General features: G+C 68.6%; 15 protein-coding genes. 4 read left to right on the top strand and 11 right to left on the bottom strand.

Annotation, left to right across the window (positions count from 1 at the left end; translation table 11 throughout):
- Entirely contained in the window at window positions 1-2,445 is a 2,445-nt protein-coding gene (locus HMPREF0591_RS18535) for a plasma-membrane proton-efflux P-type ATPase (RefSeq protein ID WP_050790085.1), read from the bottom strand.
- 335 nt (window positions 2,446-2,780) lie between these two features.
- Window positions 2,781-2,987, bottom strand: a complete 207-nt coding sequence (locus tag HMPREF0591_RS18530; protein ID WP_139093922.1) for a hypothetical protein — start codon at window positions 2,985-2,987, stop codon at window positions 2,781-2,783.
- Window positions 2,988-3,247: 260 nt separating this feature from the next.
- Here HMPREF0591_RS18530 and HMPREF0591_RS18525 point away from each other — a divergent pair, with 260 nt between their 5' ends.
- Window positions 3,248-4,096, top strand: coding sequence for a glycoside hydrolase family 16 protein (locus tag HMPREF0591_RS18525; protein WP_007170173.1), 849 nt, complete (start codon window positions 3,248-3,250; stop codon window positions 4,094-4,096).
- 9 nt (window positions 4,097-4,105) lie between these two features.
- Here the strand turns inward: HMPREF0591_RS18525 and HMPREF0591_RS18520 are convergent, their stop codons facing one another.
- The gene (locus HMPREF0591_RS18520; protein WP_007170172.1) at window positions 4,106-4,954 is read right to left on the bottom strand and encodes a class I SAM-dependent methyltransferase; all 849 of its coding nucleotides are present in this window, start codon (window positions 4,952-4,954) and stop codon (window positions 4,106-4,108) included.
- A gap of 29 nt (window positions 4,955-4,983) precedes the next feature.
- Entirely contained in the window at window positions 4,984-5,658 is a 675-nt protein-coding gene (locus HMPREF0591_RS18515; RefSeq protein ID WP_007170171.1) for a hypothetical protein, read from the bottom strand.
- A gap of 52 nt (window positions 5,659-5,710) precedes the next feature.
- On the opposite strand from HMPREF0591_RS18515, the gene HMPREF0591_RS18510 reads away from it, so the two are divergent.
- Window positions 5,711-6,721: an NADP-dependent oxidoreductase gene (locus HMPREF0591_RS18510; RefSeq protein WP_040623082.1), complete on the top strand. Its 1,011-nt coding sequence runs from the start codon at window positions 5,711-5,713 to the stop codon at window positions 6,719-6,721.
- On the opposite strand, the gene HMPREF0591_RS18505 is transcribed toward HMPREF0591_RS18510, so the two are convergent.
- Genes HMPREF0591_RS18505 through HMPREF0591_RS18495 form a run of 3 tightly spaced genes read right to left on the bottom strand, consistent with a single transcriptional unit; the run spans window position 6,708 to window position 8,490 of the window.
- Window positions 6,708-7,559: a class I SAM-dependent methyltransferase gene (locus tag HMPREF0591_RS18505; RefSeq protein WP_007170169.1), complete on the bottom strand. Its 852-nt coding sequence runs from the start codon at window positions 7,557-7,559 to the stop codon at window positions 6,708-6,710. The two genes, HMPREF0591_RS18510 and HMPREF0591_RS18505, sit on opposite strands and share 14 nt — an antisense overlap.
- 49 nt (window positions 7,560-7,608) lie before the next feature.
- Window positions 7,609-7,833: a DUF2905 domain-containing protein gene (locus tag HMPREF0591_RS18500; protein WP_007170168.1), complete on the bottom strand. Its 225-nt coding sequence runs from the start codon at window positions 7,831-7,833 to the stop codon at window positions 7,609-7,611.
- Window positions 7,834-7,842: 9 nt separating this feature from the next.
- Window positions 7,843-8,490, bottom strand: a complete 648-nt coding sequence (locus tag HMPREF0591_RS18495; protein ID WP_007170167.1) for an SOUL family heme-binding protein — start codon at window positions 8,488-8,490, stop codon at window positions 7,843-7,845.
- Window positions 8,491-8,743: 253 nt separating this feature from the next.
- On the opposite strand from HMPREF0591_RS18495, the gene HMPREF0591_RS18490 reads away from it, so the two are divergent.
- On the top strand, window positions 8,744-8,998 hold the full coding sequence (locus HMPREF0591_RS18490; RefSeq protein WP_007170166.1) for a hypothetical protein: 255 nt from the start codon (window positions 8,744-8,746) through the stop codon (window positions 8,996-8,998).
- 67 nt (window positions 8,999-9,065) lie between these two features.
- Here HMPREF0591_RS18490 and HMPREF0591_RS18485 read toward each other — a convergent pair whose 3' ends face one another.
- From HMPREF0591_RS18485 to HMPREF0591_RS18470, 4 genes are all read right to left on the bottom strand, one after another.
- A complete protein-coding gene (locus tag HMPREF0591_RS18485) occupies window positions 9,066-10,520 on the bottom strand; it encodes an aldehyde dehydrogenase family protein (RefSeq protein ID WP_007170165.1) in 1,455 nt (484 codons plus the stop codon).
- Window positions 10,521-10,688: 168 nt separating this feature from the next.
- Entirely contained in the window at window positions 10,689-11,099 is a 411-nt protein-coding gene (locus HMPREF0591_RS18480; protein WP_007170164.1) for a VOC family protein, read from the bottom strand.
- A 4-nt stretch (window positions 11,100-11,103) separates the two neighbouring features.
- Window positions 11,104-11,550: a helix-turn-helix transcriptional regulator gene (locus HMPREF0591_RS18475; RefSeq protein ID WP_007170163.1), complete on the bottom strand. Its 447-nt coding sequence runs from the start codon at window positions 11,548-11,550 to the stop codon at window positions 11,104-11,106.
- Between the two features lie 20 nt (window positions 11,551-11,570).
- Entirely contained in the window at window positions 11,571-12,473 is a 903-nt protein-coding gene (locus tag HMPREF0591_RS18470) for an NAD-dependent epimerase/dehydratase family protein (RefSeq protein ID WP_040623080.1), read from the bottom strand.
- Window positions 12,474-12,670: 197 nt separating this feature from the next.
- Between HMPREF0591_RS18470 and HMPREF0591_RS31070 the strand changes: the two genes are divergently transcribed.
- Window positions 12,671-13,384 carry a PE family protein gene (locus tag HMPREF0591_RS31070; protein WP_007170161.1) on the top strand — a complete coding sequence of 238 codons (714 nt, stop codon included), beginning with the start codon at window positions 12,671-12,673 and terminating at the stop codon, window positions 13,382-13,384.
- Window positions 13,385-13,388: the final 4 nt, after the last annotated feature.

Below are 13,388 nucleotides of genomic sequence, written 5' to 3'. Positions count from 1 at the left end.
TCAGAGCCCGCCCGCCCGTGGTGGCGAATCAGCCACGGGCAAGGGGTCGCTCGGGTGCTCGCGGCGCGGATGGTGGTCGAGCCAGTGGTAAGCGCCGAGCTTGACCCGGTCTTCTATGAGGAACCAGAACAGGGCGTAGGCCCACACGATGCCGGCCCAGCGCCACCCTAGCGGGGTCATCGCCATGCCATAGACGGCGATCAGCGTTGCGATGACCTGGGTCCCGATGACGGCGGCCAGCAGGATGCGTGCTGGTGCGGGCCGTGACCAGAACGGGTGACGGGTCCGGGTCACGAATACGGTCAGATGGCCCGAGACCGACAGCTTCAGGTAAATCAGGGTGCGGATCAGGTCGTGGTTCAGCTGAAAAGTGTTGTCGGCGAGGGCAAACAACAGAAATGTCTCGGCGACCCCCATGGTGCCGAGCGCGGTGGCGATTGTCAGTACGCTGCGCATGTCCCACGACGCGGGTTTGGCCGAACCGCGGACGTGGTCGTAGGCGATCGCCAGGATCGCGCCGTCGTTGAGTAGGGCCAGGAACACGATCATCACGGCGGTGACCGGAAAGAAGTTCATGAATACGATCGCCAGGGTGATCAGCAGCAGTACCCGGATGGTTTCGGCGATGCGGTAGGTGGCGTAACTGGTCATGCGGGCAAAGATTTCGCGGGCCTGGCGGATAGCCGCCACGATCACCGACAGCCCAGGAGCCAGCAGGACTACGTCCGCGGCCGCTCGGGCCGCATCGGTGGCCCCGGATACCGCGATGCCGGCGTCGGCCTGCTTGAGGGCCGGCGCGTCGTTGACTCCGTCGCCGGTCATCCCGACGATGTGCCCGCGGGCCTGCAACAGCCGCACGATGTGGTACTTGTGCTCGGGAAACACCTGCGCGAACCCATCGGTCGCTTCCACGTGGGCGCCCAGATCGTCCTCGTCAGCCGCGGTGTCCAGGACCGCGGCGTCCAGGATCTGCTCGCCCAGGCCGACCTGGCGGGCGATCTCGCGGCCGATGGCGACCTGATCGCCGGTGACCATCTTGACGTCGATGCCGAGTTCCTTGGCGGCGGCGATGGTCGCGGCGGAGTCGTCGCGGGGCGGGTCGGCCAACGCCAGCACGCCCATCAGACGCCAGGAGCCGTCACCGTCCGTCTTGGCCACACCGAGCGACCGGTGCCCGCGCGTTGCGAACCGTTCCACCACGTCGTTGATCTCGTTGGCCGCGGCGTCGCCGTCACACAGGGCGGCGATGACCTGCGGTGCGCCCTTGCTGACCCGGAACGTCTGACCGTCGGAGTGGCGCACCATCGCCTCGGTGCGTTTGGTGACGGGGTCAAAGGGCACGAACTGGTCCACCCGCGCCGCGGGCAGTTGGCCCGCGGCGGCCATCACCGCCAGGTCGATGAGGTCGTTGTCTTCGGCGCGCGAGGCCAGTGCGGCGACCTCGAGCAGTTCGTCGTCGCTGACGGCGGCGGCGGTCCAGCGGTCGGCGACCGCGAGGCGGTTCTGGGTCAGGGTGCCCGTCTTGTCAGAACACAGCAGGTCGATGCCGCCGAGTTCCTCGACCGCCGGCAGGTGGCTCACCACGGCCTGCTGGCGCGCCAGTTGGCGGGCGCCGATCGCCATGGTCACCGACAGCACCGCCGGTAGCGCCACCGGGATCGAGGCGATGGTGACCACCAGCGCGAACTCCAGGGTCTGCAGCACGGGATTGCCCCGGACCAGCGAGACCACGACCGCCAACGTCACGAGTGCCACCGCGATCAAGATGAGGTAGTTGCCGATGCGCAGCACCGCGCGCTGGAAGTGGCTGACCGTGCCCGCGCTCTCTACGAGCGCGGTGGTCTTGCCCATGTAGGACGATGCCCCGGTGGCGCAGACCAGGGCGTCGGCCTCCCCCCGCACCAGCACCGAGCCCGAAAACAGGTCCTGCCCGCGCCCGCGGCTGACGGCGAGCGACTCGCCGGTCAGGGCGGACTGGTCCACCTCGAGGGTGGCGTCGTCGAGTACCCGCAGATCCGCCGGCATCACGTCGCCGAGGCGTACCCGCACGACGTCGCCGGGCACCAGCTCGCGCACCGGCACGGTCACCCAGGCGCCGTCGCGCAGCGCCCGCGCCGAGGTCGCCAGCCGCTGCTTGAGCGCGGCGATCGCGTTGGCCGCCTGGTGTTCCTCGAAGAACGCCACCAGCCCGTTCATCGCCAGCAACACCCCGATGATCGCCGCGTCCGTCCAGTGCCGCGCGGCCACCGACAGCGCCAGAGCGACTTCGATCATCCACGGTATCGGCGCCCAGAAGTAGCCGAGGAATTCCAATACCGGGTTGCGATGCCGCTCGGCTATCTCGTTGGGGCCGTAGCGCTGCAGTCGTTGCTGCGCCTCTGCGGTCGTCAAACCCGTTGAGGTTCCTGTGAATTCGCTGGCGTGTGTCAACCCGTCTCCCCGGATGTGGCGATGTTCGGCGTCCACCTTGGCACCTCCACCCGGCGCCGAGTAGGGCCGAACGGCCCGCGATCTCGCGCGGCTTGTCCGCACCTTTACGTAGCAGCGCGGCGCGGCCCATTTCGTGATGGTTGCGCGCGGGCGGGCGGGGTAAGCGGGGGCGCCGCATTTGTGGGGGAATCCGGATGCGGCGGGGCCTCCGCCGGGGCCACCACGGACGGTCGAGAAGCGGAGCGCTTCCCGACCAGACGCGGAGTTATCGGATCGTTTTCAGGACAGGATCAGCTTCCCCCGAGAAGCGGCTGCTGCCGGCGCCGCTGCGCAATTTGCCGAGGAGTTATTCAGGCCGGGGTGTTCGTGCTCGGGTAGAGCTTGAAATCGCGGATAAGGGGGATGATCTCGCCCCCGGATGCCGCCACGCGCTGACGGGCGCGGAAGGCGGGATGGCGCCGCATCGCCTCGTTGCGCTCGCGTTCGTGCCGCTGGGCCGCCGTCCATAGCGGATGGGACTGAAGGAAAATTACCGTCGCTCCCGTTGTATTAGCCACGACCGTTAACTCCTCCCGCTCCAACCCGCAAAATCCAGCACTCGTGGTTATCGGCTTGTGATCTCAGAATGCCCGGCCGATCCTGAGACCAAACCACCCACGAAGTTGAGAATTGGCCATGAATTCTTCGACCAATCCTCGAGCCGCTTCCGCGCCGCCCTCCGGGGCTGAACCGGGCGGCGATCGGAAACGTTAGCGGCGGGCACCGACACATTTCCCGTTTCGGCTCGGCGCGCACCGGCTGCTAGGGTCCCTTGCGTATGCCCAAGATGGATCGCCGCCGCATGATGCTGACGACCGGGATCGGCGTGCTCGCGGCCGCGCTGCCTGCGCCGCAGGCCGGCGCCCACCCCTCGGGAAGGGACCGGTCAGCAGGTCGCCCGCCCGCCCCGGCCGCGCCCAGCGGCCAAACCGGCGCCTACGTTTTCCACGACGAATTCGACGGTGCCGCCGGTTCGGCGCCCGACTCGTCGAAGTGGGCGGTGGCCAAGGCCCGCGAGACGATCAAAGACCCCACGTATTGGGAGCAGCCCGAACACATCGGCCAGTACCGCGACGATCGTCGCAATGTCTTCCTCGATGGCAACTCCAACCTCGTGCTGCGCGCCGCCAAGGACGGCCCCACATACTTCAGCGGCAAGGTGCAAAGCCTCTGGCGCGGCGGCGTCGGCCACACCTGGGAAGCGCGCATCAAACTCAACTGTCTGACCGCCGGCGCCTGGCCCGCCTATTGGCTGGGCAACGAGGACCAGGGCGAGATCGACGTCATGGAGTGGTACGGCAACGGCAGCTGGCCCTCGGCGACCACCGTCCACGCGAAAGCCAACGGCGGCGAATGGAAGACCCACAACATCGCGATGGACAGCGGCTGGCACACCTGGCGCACCCAGTGGGACGAGGCCGGGATCCGATTCTGGAAGGACTACGCCGACGGCGCGCAACCCTACTTCGACGTCCCGGCGAGCTCACTGCCGGACTGGCCGTTCAACGGCCCGGGTTACACGGTCTATCCGGTGTTCAACCTGGCGGTGGCCGGGTCCGGCGGCGGCGACCCGGGTCCGGGCAGCTACCCCGCCGACATGCTGATCGACTGGATTCGGGTCTGGTAGAAGCCGCCGTCAGTGGGTCAGCAGGGCGACCGCACTCGAGGATCTTCTGCGGCCCGGACGGCGCAAATCCGGTCGAGGCAGCCAGGCAAGCGGGCGCATCCAGATCGGTAGGCGGTGCAATCGGTGGGCGGCCACCAGCACCGATTCCGCCTCGACGGTCCGCCAGCCGAGGTCTTCGAAAAAGGCCAGCCCGTTGTCGGGTGCGAATTTGAACGGCGCGTTCTCCGAGATTCCGGCGACGTTCTTGTTGATTCGCGTCTTCAGCCCGGGAAAGGCGAAATCGAGCATCCACCACGCGACTTCGGGCCGCTTGATCGCACCCGAAAGCCCGGCGATGGCGGTGGGTTCGAGATACATCGACAGACCCTCAGTCAGCACGAAGGCCTTCGACGCACCCTCGAGCGCGTCGTTGAAGAACGCGTCTCGGGCCTGCGGGTCGGCGAGGTCAACCGCCATGCGGCGGAGTCGGCAGCGCGGGGTCTGATCGGCGAGTACTTGCGTCTTCTCCTCGAGCAGCTCGGGCAGATCGGCCTCGATCCAGGTGAGATCGGCTGGGAGGTCTAAGCGGTAGGGCCGGGTGTCCAGGCCGGCGGCCAGGTTCAGCACCCGGTCGCAGCCGTTCGCGAGCGCTTCGGCGATGGCGTCATCGATGAGCTTGGTGCGGGCGACCAGCCAGAAACCGCTGCGATCCGTCCAGCGAACGTTCTCGACGATCGCGCGACCGTGTTCGCCGGCCAGGCGTTCGGCGAGCGGGTCGCGGAACAGCGCGTCGGGACGGGCGGTTTCGGTCGCCCGGTGCAGCGCGGTCCAGCGCGCGGTGTCCGAGACATGGGTGATCGTGTGCCTGGGGGCTGACATACGTGGGTTATAGCAGCACCCGCGCCGGCCTATTGACCGGCCTTGCCTCCCGCGAACCACGCTTCCGCCACCGCCCGCGTTTGGGGCGGCGGCAGGCCGGCCTCCCCCGTGCCGAGCTGACCGACCTTGACGGTCCACGCCGCCGACGAGCGGTCGATGCAGCTTCCGGCGCCCTGGCTGGGCAGCCACAGAACCGAAAGGTTCGCGTGCGGGTCGCCGCACCAGTAGGCGCCCTCGTAGCCGTCGGCGCGCCAGCCCCAGGCCCCGCCATTCCGGAGCCGGCAGCGGGTGCCGTCGTCGAGTGTCAGCGCAAACGGGTCCGGGGTGGCGGGCGCGGTCACGGGCGGAAGCGGGCGGTCATACGTCACGCGATGCATGCTCCTGTCCCAGGGATCGTCCACGCACAGCAGCGATCCGGGCGTCGAGGGCCAACAGGTGCCCGCGCCGGCCGCGCTCGGCGAGCACGAGTACACGTTGTCGGCCACCGCCGACGGCGACGGCGTGCTGCAGTCGCTGGCCTGGCCGACGTTGCCCGGTCCGGGGGCGACTCGGTAACCGTTGATCGGTTGGCCATCGGGGCCGACGGCCATGACGGTGATCTGCTGGGTGGGCGGCGGGTCCGCGGCGGCCGATCCGGGCGGCGATAGGGCCGCAAGGGTCAGCGCGGCGATGGGGACAGCGACGATTCGCGACATCACGTTCACCGCGCAAAACCCTTCGTTCGGCGGGCCCCTTGTTGAAGGGTACGGTGCGCATATGGCCGATCGAAACCGTCGTTTCCTGCTTCGCCAACGCCCCACCGGACGCATCGGCCCGGACACCTTCGAACTGAACGAGGAGGCGATTCCGGAGCTCGCCGACGGCGAGGCGCTCGCGCGTGTCGACTGGATCTCGCTCGACCCCACCAACCGCATGTGGATCAACGACACGCCGTCGTACCTGCCGCCGGTGGGGATCGGTGAGGTCATGCGCGCGGGCGGGCTCGGTGAGATCGTCGCGTCGAAGACTCCGAGGTTCACGGTCGGCCAGAAAGTGCAGGGCCTGCTCGGCTGGCAGGAGTACGCCGTCCTGTCGGACACGGCGATGGTGAACCCGGTCGACGTGGCCGAAGGCATCTCGCCGAGTGCCTACCTGGGTGCGCTGGGGATGACGGGTCTCACCGCCTGGATCGGGATCCGCGACATCGGCAAGCCGCAGCCGGGTGAGACGGTCGTCGTCTCCGCAGCGGCGGGCGCGGTCGGCTCGGTCGCCGGCCAGCTCGCCAAGGCCGACGGGGCTCGCGTCGTAGGGATCGCCGGTGGGCCCGAGAAATGCGCGCTGCTCACCGAGCAGCTCGGCTTCGACGCGGCCGTGGACCACCGCGCCGACGACTGGGCCGCACAGCTGGCGGCGGCGACGCCGAACGGCATCGACGTCGACTTCGAAAACGTCGGCGGCGATCTGATGGACGCGATCTTCGCGCGCCTCAACATCGGTGCGCGCGTGGCGCTGTGCGGCCTGATTTCCGGCTACAACGCGGCCGATCCCCCGCCGGGCCCGCGGGCGTTCGGAAATCTGCTCATCCAGCGCGCCACGCTGCGGGGCTTCATCGTGCTCGACCACTTCGGGCGCGCGCCGGAAGCGATGACGGAGATCGCCGGTCTGATCGAGGCCGGAAAGCTCACGCCGCTCGAAACGGTCGTCGAGGGCTTCGAGCAATTGCCGACGGCGATCAACATGCTCTTCGACGGCAAGAACGTCGGCAAGCTGGTGGTCAAGGTCGGCTGACTGAGCCGAATTCGAGTAGGGCGAAGACGCCGCGATACGGCTTCACCGGTGGGAAACGCCAGAACGCGGGGTACAGCGTTCCGAAGAACAGGCCCCGTCCCGCGGGCATCGGTACATCGTGCACCGCCCGGATCCCGGGCACGGTGTCGGCCAGCTTCGCCAGTTGCCGCACCGAGAGGCTGAACGGCATCGGCGGCACCCGGTAGCGCTTGGACGAACGCAGTCCCCTTCGCGCGACCTTCTTGACGATCGTCGGCGGTAGGTCGAAGAACATCTGGCCCCCGGGAAACCGCTTGGCGCACTGGGCGATCAGCCCCAACGCCTGGGCGGGTTGCAGGTACATCAGCAGCCCTTCGGCGGTGACGAACACGCCGTCGCCCGCGTCGACCTGATCGATCCAGCTGTAGTCGAGGGCGGACTGCGCGAGATCCGTGATCCGCGGGGATCGCGGCAGCAGGCGCCGCCGCAGGTCGACGACGGGCGGCAAATCCACCGAGAGCCAGCGGAATTGTGCGTCGGGCAGGGCGCGGCCAAGGCGCCAGAAGGACGTCTGGAGGCCTTCGGCGAGCGCGACGACGGTCGCCCTGGGGTGCGCGGCGAGGTAGTCGATCGCGCACCGGTCGACGGCCAGCGAGCGCAGCGCCATCTCCTGGCCCCTGCGCCCGAACTTTTCGAAGTCGAAGTCGAGGGCCTGCACCAGGCTGACGGCCATCGGATCGTCGATGATCGGATCCGGCCGTCCGGCCTGGTATGCCCTGCCGTAGAGCGTGAGCAGCGCCGTCTCCGAGACACCGGTCAACAGCCCGGCGTCCACTTTCCCGTCGTCGCGATGATTCATCACGCCAAACCGTAACCGGCGACGCACCGGACGCGCGCCGCGGCGCGGCTCAGCGCCGAAACAGGAAACGCACGAGCGACAGCACGAGCGTCGCCGCGACCGACACCAGCAGCATCGAGACCACCGGGACGAAGACGCGCACGTTACCGTGTTCGATCCTGATGTCACCCGGCAGGCGACCGAACCATGACAGCCCACCGGCCCACACCAGGATGCCCAGCAACACAAGGAATATCCCCGCGGCGACGACGAACGGACCGATAGTGCGATCCATGCCGGGTCCCTAGGCCGGCGCGGACGCGGGATCGATCGGAACCGCGACCTCGTTGCGCCGCCGCATAGGCAGCGTCCAGGGCGGGTCGTAGAACCAGGCCTCGGCCTTCCCGGTAACCTGGATTCCCTTGTCCCGTAACAGTTTCAAGAGCTCTTCGGTGCGCGACGCGACCGCCCGGGGGCTGCGATCGCCGCTGAATCGCAGCACGGCCACCGTCACCGGCGGCACGGTGACCAGGCGGACCTGATCGTCGTCGGGCGCGGGCAGGGTCTCCATCGTCCACTTCTCCGGCATGAAAAACCTGATCGCGTAGCCGTTCTCGGCGTCGGCCGACTGGGCGACGGGTGCGGTCATGGCGATCTGCTCACCGCCTCCGGTCGACCGCTGGCCGACGGGTGCCGTCATCGAGATCGATTCGTCGCTCCGGTTACCGCCGAAGATGTAGCGGGCCAGTCGTCGGAACCCGACGTCGCGCGCGCGGTTCTCGTCGGCGTCGACCAGCGTCTCCGCGGCGATCCGCGGTCCGTAGCTGCGGATCTCGACGCTGCCGGCCAGTGGGCGGTGGGTGTACTTGGGCTCCTCGGTGCCCACCCGGATGCCGCCCACGGCCAGGACCGCTTCGGCGACCTGCTCGGCGAGCTTGATCGGATTCATCATCAGGTCATTCCCCTTCGTTGCACTGACCGGCCGTCGCGGCCCCACCGCGGGTACCCGCGCGAACGGAGCGGTACGCGCGGCGGCCCCCTGAATTGACCCACCTGCGTCCCGGCGCCGCAAGGGAGGTGACGGCCCACCCGGGGTGCCACGCCTTCGCCGCGGCGGTGGGTTGGGATCGGTAGCCGATTCAGCGGTCTGTACTGGGCGCAACGACGACGCCAGTCCGGCGGCGCCACACGAAAGGAAGTCAGAAATGAAGATCGTCCCGGCCAGCATCGAAGAACAGATCAATCGGGTCGACCGTCAGCGCAGCCTCTACATCGGACTCAGCGCCGGCGCGGTCGCGCTGTGGAGCGCCTTCCGGCTGATCTGGGCCCTTTACATCGGGATGACCTTCGGCTGGCTCTTCGGGTCGATGGTGTTCCAGTTGGTGCTGTGGGGAGTGATCGGCGCGGTCGCGGCGGTCGCGGCCTTCGGGTTCCTGACCCGGTACGCCAAGGGATCTTGACTCCGCCCCGGTAGCGCGAAAGTTCCGGACCCGCCGCGGGTTCGGGACTTTCGCGCCTTGGCGGCCGCTAGAGCTGTGCCCAGACCGACTTTGTCTTCAGGTAAGCCTCGATGCCCTCGCGCCCGAACTCGTGGCCCCAGCCGGACTGTTTGTAACCGCCGAACGGCACATCGTGGTCGAACACCAACTGGCAGTTGACCTGGACGCTGCCGGCCTGCAGCCGCTTGACGATCCGGTGCGCGCGGCCGAGGTTCTCGGTCCACGCGGTGGCGGCCAAGCCGTAGGTGGTGTCGTTGGCCATGGCCACGGCCTCGTCTTCGTCGTCGAACGGCAGGACGCTGACCACCGGCCCGAAGATCTCCTGCTGATACAGCCGCATGCCGGGGTCGACGTTGGTGAGCACGGTCGGGTGAACGAAGTAGCCCTTGCGGTCCAGGCGGTACCCGCCGGTGACCACTTCGACGCCGTCGCTGCGGCCCTCGTCGATGAAGCCCATCACACGGTTCAGCTGCTTCTGGCTGATCAACGGGCCGCTGACGCAGCCCTCCTCGTCCGGCGCGCCCAGCTTGAAGGTGTTCGCCATCATCGCGATGCCTTCCACCACCCGGTCGTAGACGCCGCGCTGCACGAAAATCCTTGAGCCGCAGACGCATCCCTGCCCGGAGTGCACGAAGATGCCCAGCGAGGCCATCATGATGGCCTTGTCCAGGTCGGCGTCGTCGAAGATCAGCACCGGCGACTTCCCGCCGAGTTCGAGCATGACCTTCTTGAGATTGCCGGCCGAGGCGCGCACGATCTCCTTGCCGACCTCGGTCGAGCCGGTGAACGCCACCTTCTCGACGTCGGGATGCGCGGTGATGGCGGCACCGGCGGTGTGGCCGTAGCCGGTGAGCAGGTTGACCACACCCTCGGGAACGCCGGCCTGGTGGACCAGCCTGTCCAGCAACAGCGCCGACAGCGGGGTCTCCTCGGCGGGCTTGACCAGCATGCTGCAGCCGGCCGCGAGCGCGGGCGCGAGCTTTGCGCTGGCATTGAAGATCGGCCCGTTCCACGGGAAGATCAGCCCCACCACGCCGAAGGGCTCCTTGAGGGTGTAGGCGTGCATGCTGACGAAGGCGTCGGTCGCGATGCCGTCGGTCTTCACGTCGTAGGCGACGCCGTTGAGCTTGGAACACCAGCCCGCGTAGTAGCGGAAGAACTCCGAGCAGGTGGACATCTGCAACTGCGCCTGCAGCAACGGCATGCCGGTGTTGAGCGAATCGAGGTGGGCGAACTCGTCGGCGTGTTCGTCGATCAGATCGGCGATGCGCCACATCACCTTGGCCCGCTCGCGGCCCGGGAGCTGGGACCAGACGCCCGCCTCGAAGGAAGCCCTCGCCCGCGCGGCGGCGTCGTCGACCGCCGCTTCGCCGCAATCGGTGAACTCGGTGATCGTCTCCTCGGTGGCGGGGTCGATCACCGCGATGACGTCACCCGTTCCCGGTCGCCTTCGGAGGTCGTCCAATACCGTCTGCAGCGCCATCTGGCCCCTCTCATCTCGCGGGCCGTCGGGGCCCGCGCCACTGTCGCTCTGATGCTGAGCACTTGCTTAGCATTGGGCGTGCGGCGCGGTCAAGGGCCGCGTTCACGGATGGGACCCCGGCCGGTGGGCGCGGAAACGGCTAGGCGCCGGCGATCACCCGGCCGGCGTTCAGCGCAGCTGTTGGATCCGGATCAGGTTGCCGGCGGGATCGCGGACGGCGCAATCGCGCAATCCGTACGGCTGTTCCGTCGGTTCCTGAACGATGTCGACGTCGTTGGCCTGCAGTTGCCCGAAGGTGCGGTCGAGGTCTTTGGTCGCCAACAGCAACATGGCGTAGCTCCCCTTGGCCATCATCTCGGCGATCGTGCGCCGCTCGTCGTCGGTAAGGCCCGGGTTGGCGGCCGGCGGGTTCAGCACGACGGACGTGTCGGGCTGGTTCGGGGGTCCGACGGTGATCCAGCGCATTTCGCCCTTGCCGACGTCCAGGCGGACCTCGAAGCCGAGGATGTCGCGATAGAAGGCGAGCGAGGATTCGGGGTCGTCGTGCGGCAGGAAGCTCGAGTGAATGGTGATGTCCATGGCGTCAGGCTAGGTGCGGCCCGGCGACCGGTGCTTCTCGATTCCTGACCGGTCTGGTCACCTGTTTGGCCACGCAAGGCGGCATCCCCGCCAACGGGTCCACCGCGCGGCGCCGGTAGGCGCTCGGTGACACGCCGGCCAGTTCGGTGAACCGAGTGCTGAAGGTGCCCAACGACGAGCACCCCACCGCGAAACACACGTCGGTGATGCTGAGGTTGCCGCGCCGCAGCAGCGCCATTGCGCGCTCGATGCGCCGCGTCATCAGGTAGGAGTAGGGCGATTCGCCGTACGCCCGGCGGAACTCGCGACTCAGGTGGCCCGCGGACATGTGCACGTCACGGGCGAGCGCCTCCACGTCCAGCGGCCGCGCGTACTCGCGGTCGATCCGGTCGCGAACGCGTCGGAGCAGCGCCAGATTGCGCAGGCGCTGACGGTCGGATCCGCGGCGCACCGGTAAGGCCTAGGTGTTTCCTAGGCGCCGACCAGCTCTGGATGGAACTTGGCCGCCATCCGGCGCAGGCCGTCACGCCAGTCGATGCTGGTGCCGCCGATCAGTTCGTGCATCCGGTCGCTGCTCGTCGGATTGCCGCGCAGCGCTTGCCCGCTGACTTCGAAGACCGGCTCCTTGCCCACCAGCGAACCGAGATAGCCACACCACTCCTGGATGCTGACCGTCTGGTCACCGCACCAGTTCACCGTCGTGGCCGGAACCGATGCCACCTCCAGCAGCTTCGGGATGGTCGCGATGATGTCGTCCTCGTGGATCGGGTTGTAGCGGGCGGCCTCACCGGGTGGGACCGGGATCGGGATGCCCGCCAACATCATCTCCATGTGGTAGAACGGCCACCCGCCGTTGTCGCCGTAGGGAACGTTGAGCCGGGCGACGGTGGTGGGCACCCCGAGGGCCCGCGCCATCGATCGGGCGACGACCTCGCCGGCGATCTTGGAGATGGAGTAAGTGGGAAACAGGCACTTGTGGTTGTCGCCCAGGGCGGCGTCCTCGGCTCGCGGGTCGTCGTCCGGCGGGTCGTAGACGGCGGCGGAAGAACAGTGCAGGAACGCCTTCGCGCCGCGGCAGTGCGCCATGAGCAGGCCCACCGACTCGGCGTTGGCGGCGAGATCCTTGTCCCAGTTTCCGCTCTTGGCCACCGCCAGGTTGAGGACGTACTCGAAATCGTTTGGCAGGTCGGCGAACTCGCCGGCCGCCAGGTTGACCGTCTGGCAGCGGACACCCGACTTCTCCAGGTTCTCGCGCGCCGCCGCGTCGGTGAAGCGGGCGATGCCCCACACCTCGTTGTCGGCCGCGAGCGCCCGTGCGATGGGGGTCGCGATTTGACCGGTCGGGCCGGTGATCAGGATTTTGGAGCCGCGCATGGGCTGATAGTAGGGGACGACCGACGGTGGGCGACGATTTCGGTCTTTTGCACCCACGCTCCCACGGGACGGCGCCGGGATGCTCCGCGAGAAAGTGTGGGCGGCACGCCGCCGGCGCCCTTAGACTTGATGCACCGCCCAGCGCAGCTGGCCCCCGACGTGCCGGCGCTCGACGCTCGCACAGGAGCAGCACGCACATGGAACCCATGACACATGACCCGGCCGCCGGCGCCATCGGGCTGCAGGTGGTCGAAATCGCAACCCAGGGTTTGGCTTCCGGCGCCGCCGCGTCGGTGGCGGTGACCGCGCTGGCTCCGGCTGGAGCCGACGAGGTCTCGATTCAGGCCGTGGCGGCCTTCGCCGCGGAGGGCGCCGCGATGCTGGCGCTGAACACCGCGGCCCAGGAGGAGATGGCCCGCACCGGGGTCGCCTTGACCGACATCGCCCGCATGTACGCCCAGGTCGACGGGGAGACGGCGGGCACGTTGGATTCGGCAGGCGCCCGCATCGCCGGCCAGACCTTCGTCGGGCCCACGGGCGGCGGTGGACTGCTGCGCGCGGAGGTGCTGCCCGGGGCGGGCGGCTCGGCTCCCCGCACGCAGCCCCTCGCCAACCTGGTCGAGGGAGGGCCGGTCGCCGGCCCGGCACCGACGGTGCCGAGCACTTCGCCGACGGTGCCGACCACTTCCCCGATGGTGCCGGGTCCGGCCGCGATGCCCGCCGCCGCCAGCGCCGCTTCGACGTTGCTGGGCGCCGGTGCCGCCCCGTTGAGTTCGCTGGGCTCGCTGGCCCAGGGCGCGTCGGCCGGCGGCGCCGCCGGGCCGGGTCTCGCCTCGTCGCTGACGGGGCAGAACGACGAGCCCGAGCGCGACGACTCCGGCGTCGAGCTCCCGGGCCAACGCCTGGTGTAGCCGG

The organism is Mycobacterium parascrofulaceum ATCC BAA-614, from assembly GCF_000164135.1.
Lineage (GTDB): Bacteria > Actinomycetota > Actinomycetes > Mycobacteriales > Mycobacteriaceae > Mycobacterium > Mycobacterium parascrofulaceum.
Note: the sequence above shows the minus strand (reverse complement) of the source record. Positions and strands in the feature narration are given on the sequence as shown.

Bases quoted from the DNA above. Each gene is read 5' to 3' on its own strand.
- HMPREF0591_RS18525 (WP_007170173.1), top strand. From the start codon at position 3,248: ATGCCCAAGATGGATCGCCGCCGCATGATGCTGACGACCGGGATCGGC.
- HMPREF0591_RS18520 (WP_007170172.1), bottom strand. From the start codon at position 4,954: ATGTCAGCCCCCAGGCACACGATCACCCATGTCTCGGACACCGCGCGC.
- HMPREF0591_RS18510 (WP_040623082.1), top strand. From the start codon at position 5,711: ATGGCCGATCGAAACCGTCGTTTCCTGCTTCGCCAACGCCCCACCGGA.
- HMPREF0591_RS18505 (WP_007170169.1), bottom strand. From the start codon at position 7,559: ATGAATCATCGCGACGACGGGAAAGTGGACGCCGGGCTGTTGACCGGT.
- HMPREF0591_RS18500 (WP_007170168.1), bottom strand. From the start codon at position 7,833: ATGGATCGCACTATCGGTCCGTTCGTCGTCGCCGCGGGGATATTCCTT.
- HMPREF0591_RS18495 (WP_007170167.1), bottom strand. From the start codon at position 8,490: ATGATGAATCCGATCAAGCTCGCCGAGCAGGTCGCCGAAGCGGTCCTG.
- HMPREF0591_RS18490 (WP_007170166.1), top strand. From the start codon at position 8,744: ATGAAGATCGTCCCGGCCAGCATCGAAGAACAGATCAATCGGGTCGAC.
- HMPREF0591_RS18485 (WP_007170165.1), bottom strand. From the start codon at position 10,520: ATGGCGCTGCAGACGGTATTGGACGACCTCCGAAGGCGACCGGGAACG.
- HMPREF0591_RS18480 (WP_007170164.1), bottom strand. From the start codon at position 11,099: ATGGACATCACCATTCACTCGAGCTTCCTGCCGCACGACGACCCCGAA.
- HMPREF0591_RS18470 (WP_040623080.1), bottom strand. From the start codon at position 12,473: ATGCGCGGCTCCAAAATCCTGATCACCGGCCCGACCGGTCAAATCGCG.
- HMPREF0591_RS31070 (WP_007170161.1), top strand. From the start codon at position 12,671: ATGGAACCCATGACACATGACCCGGCCGCCGGCGCCATCGGGCTGCAG.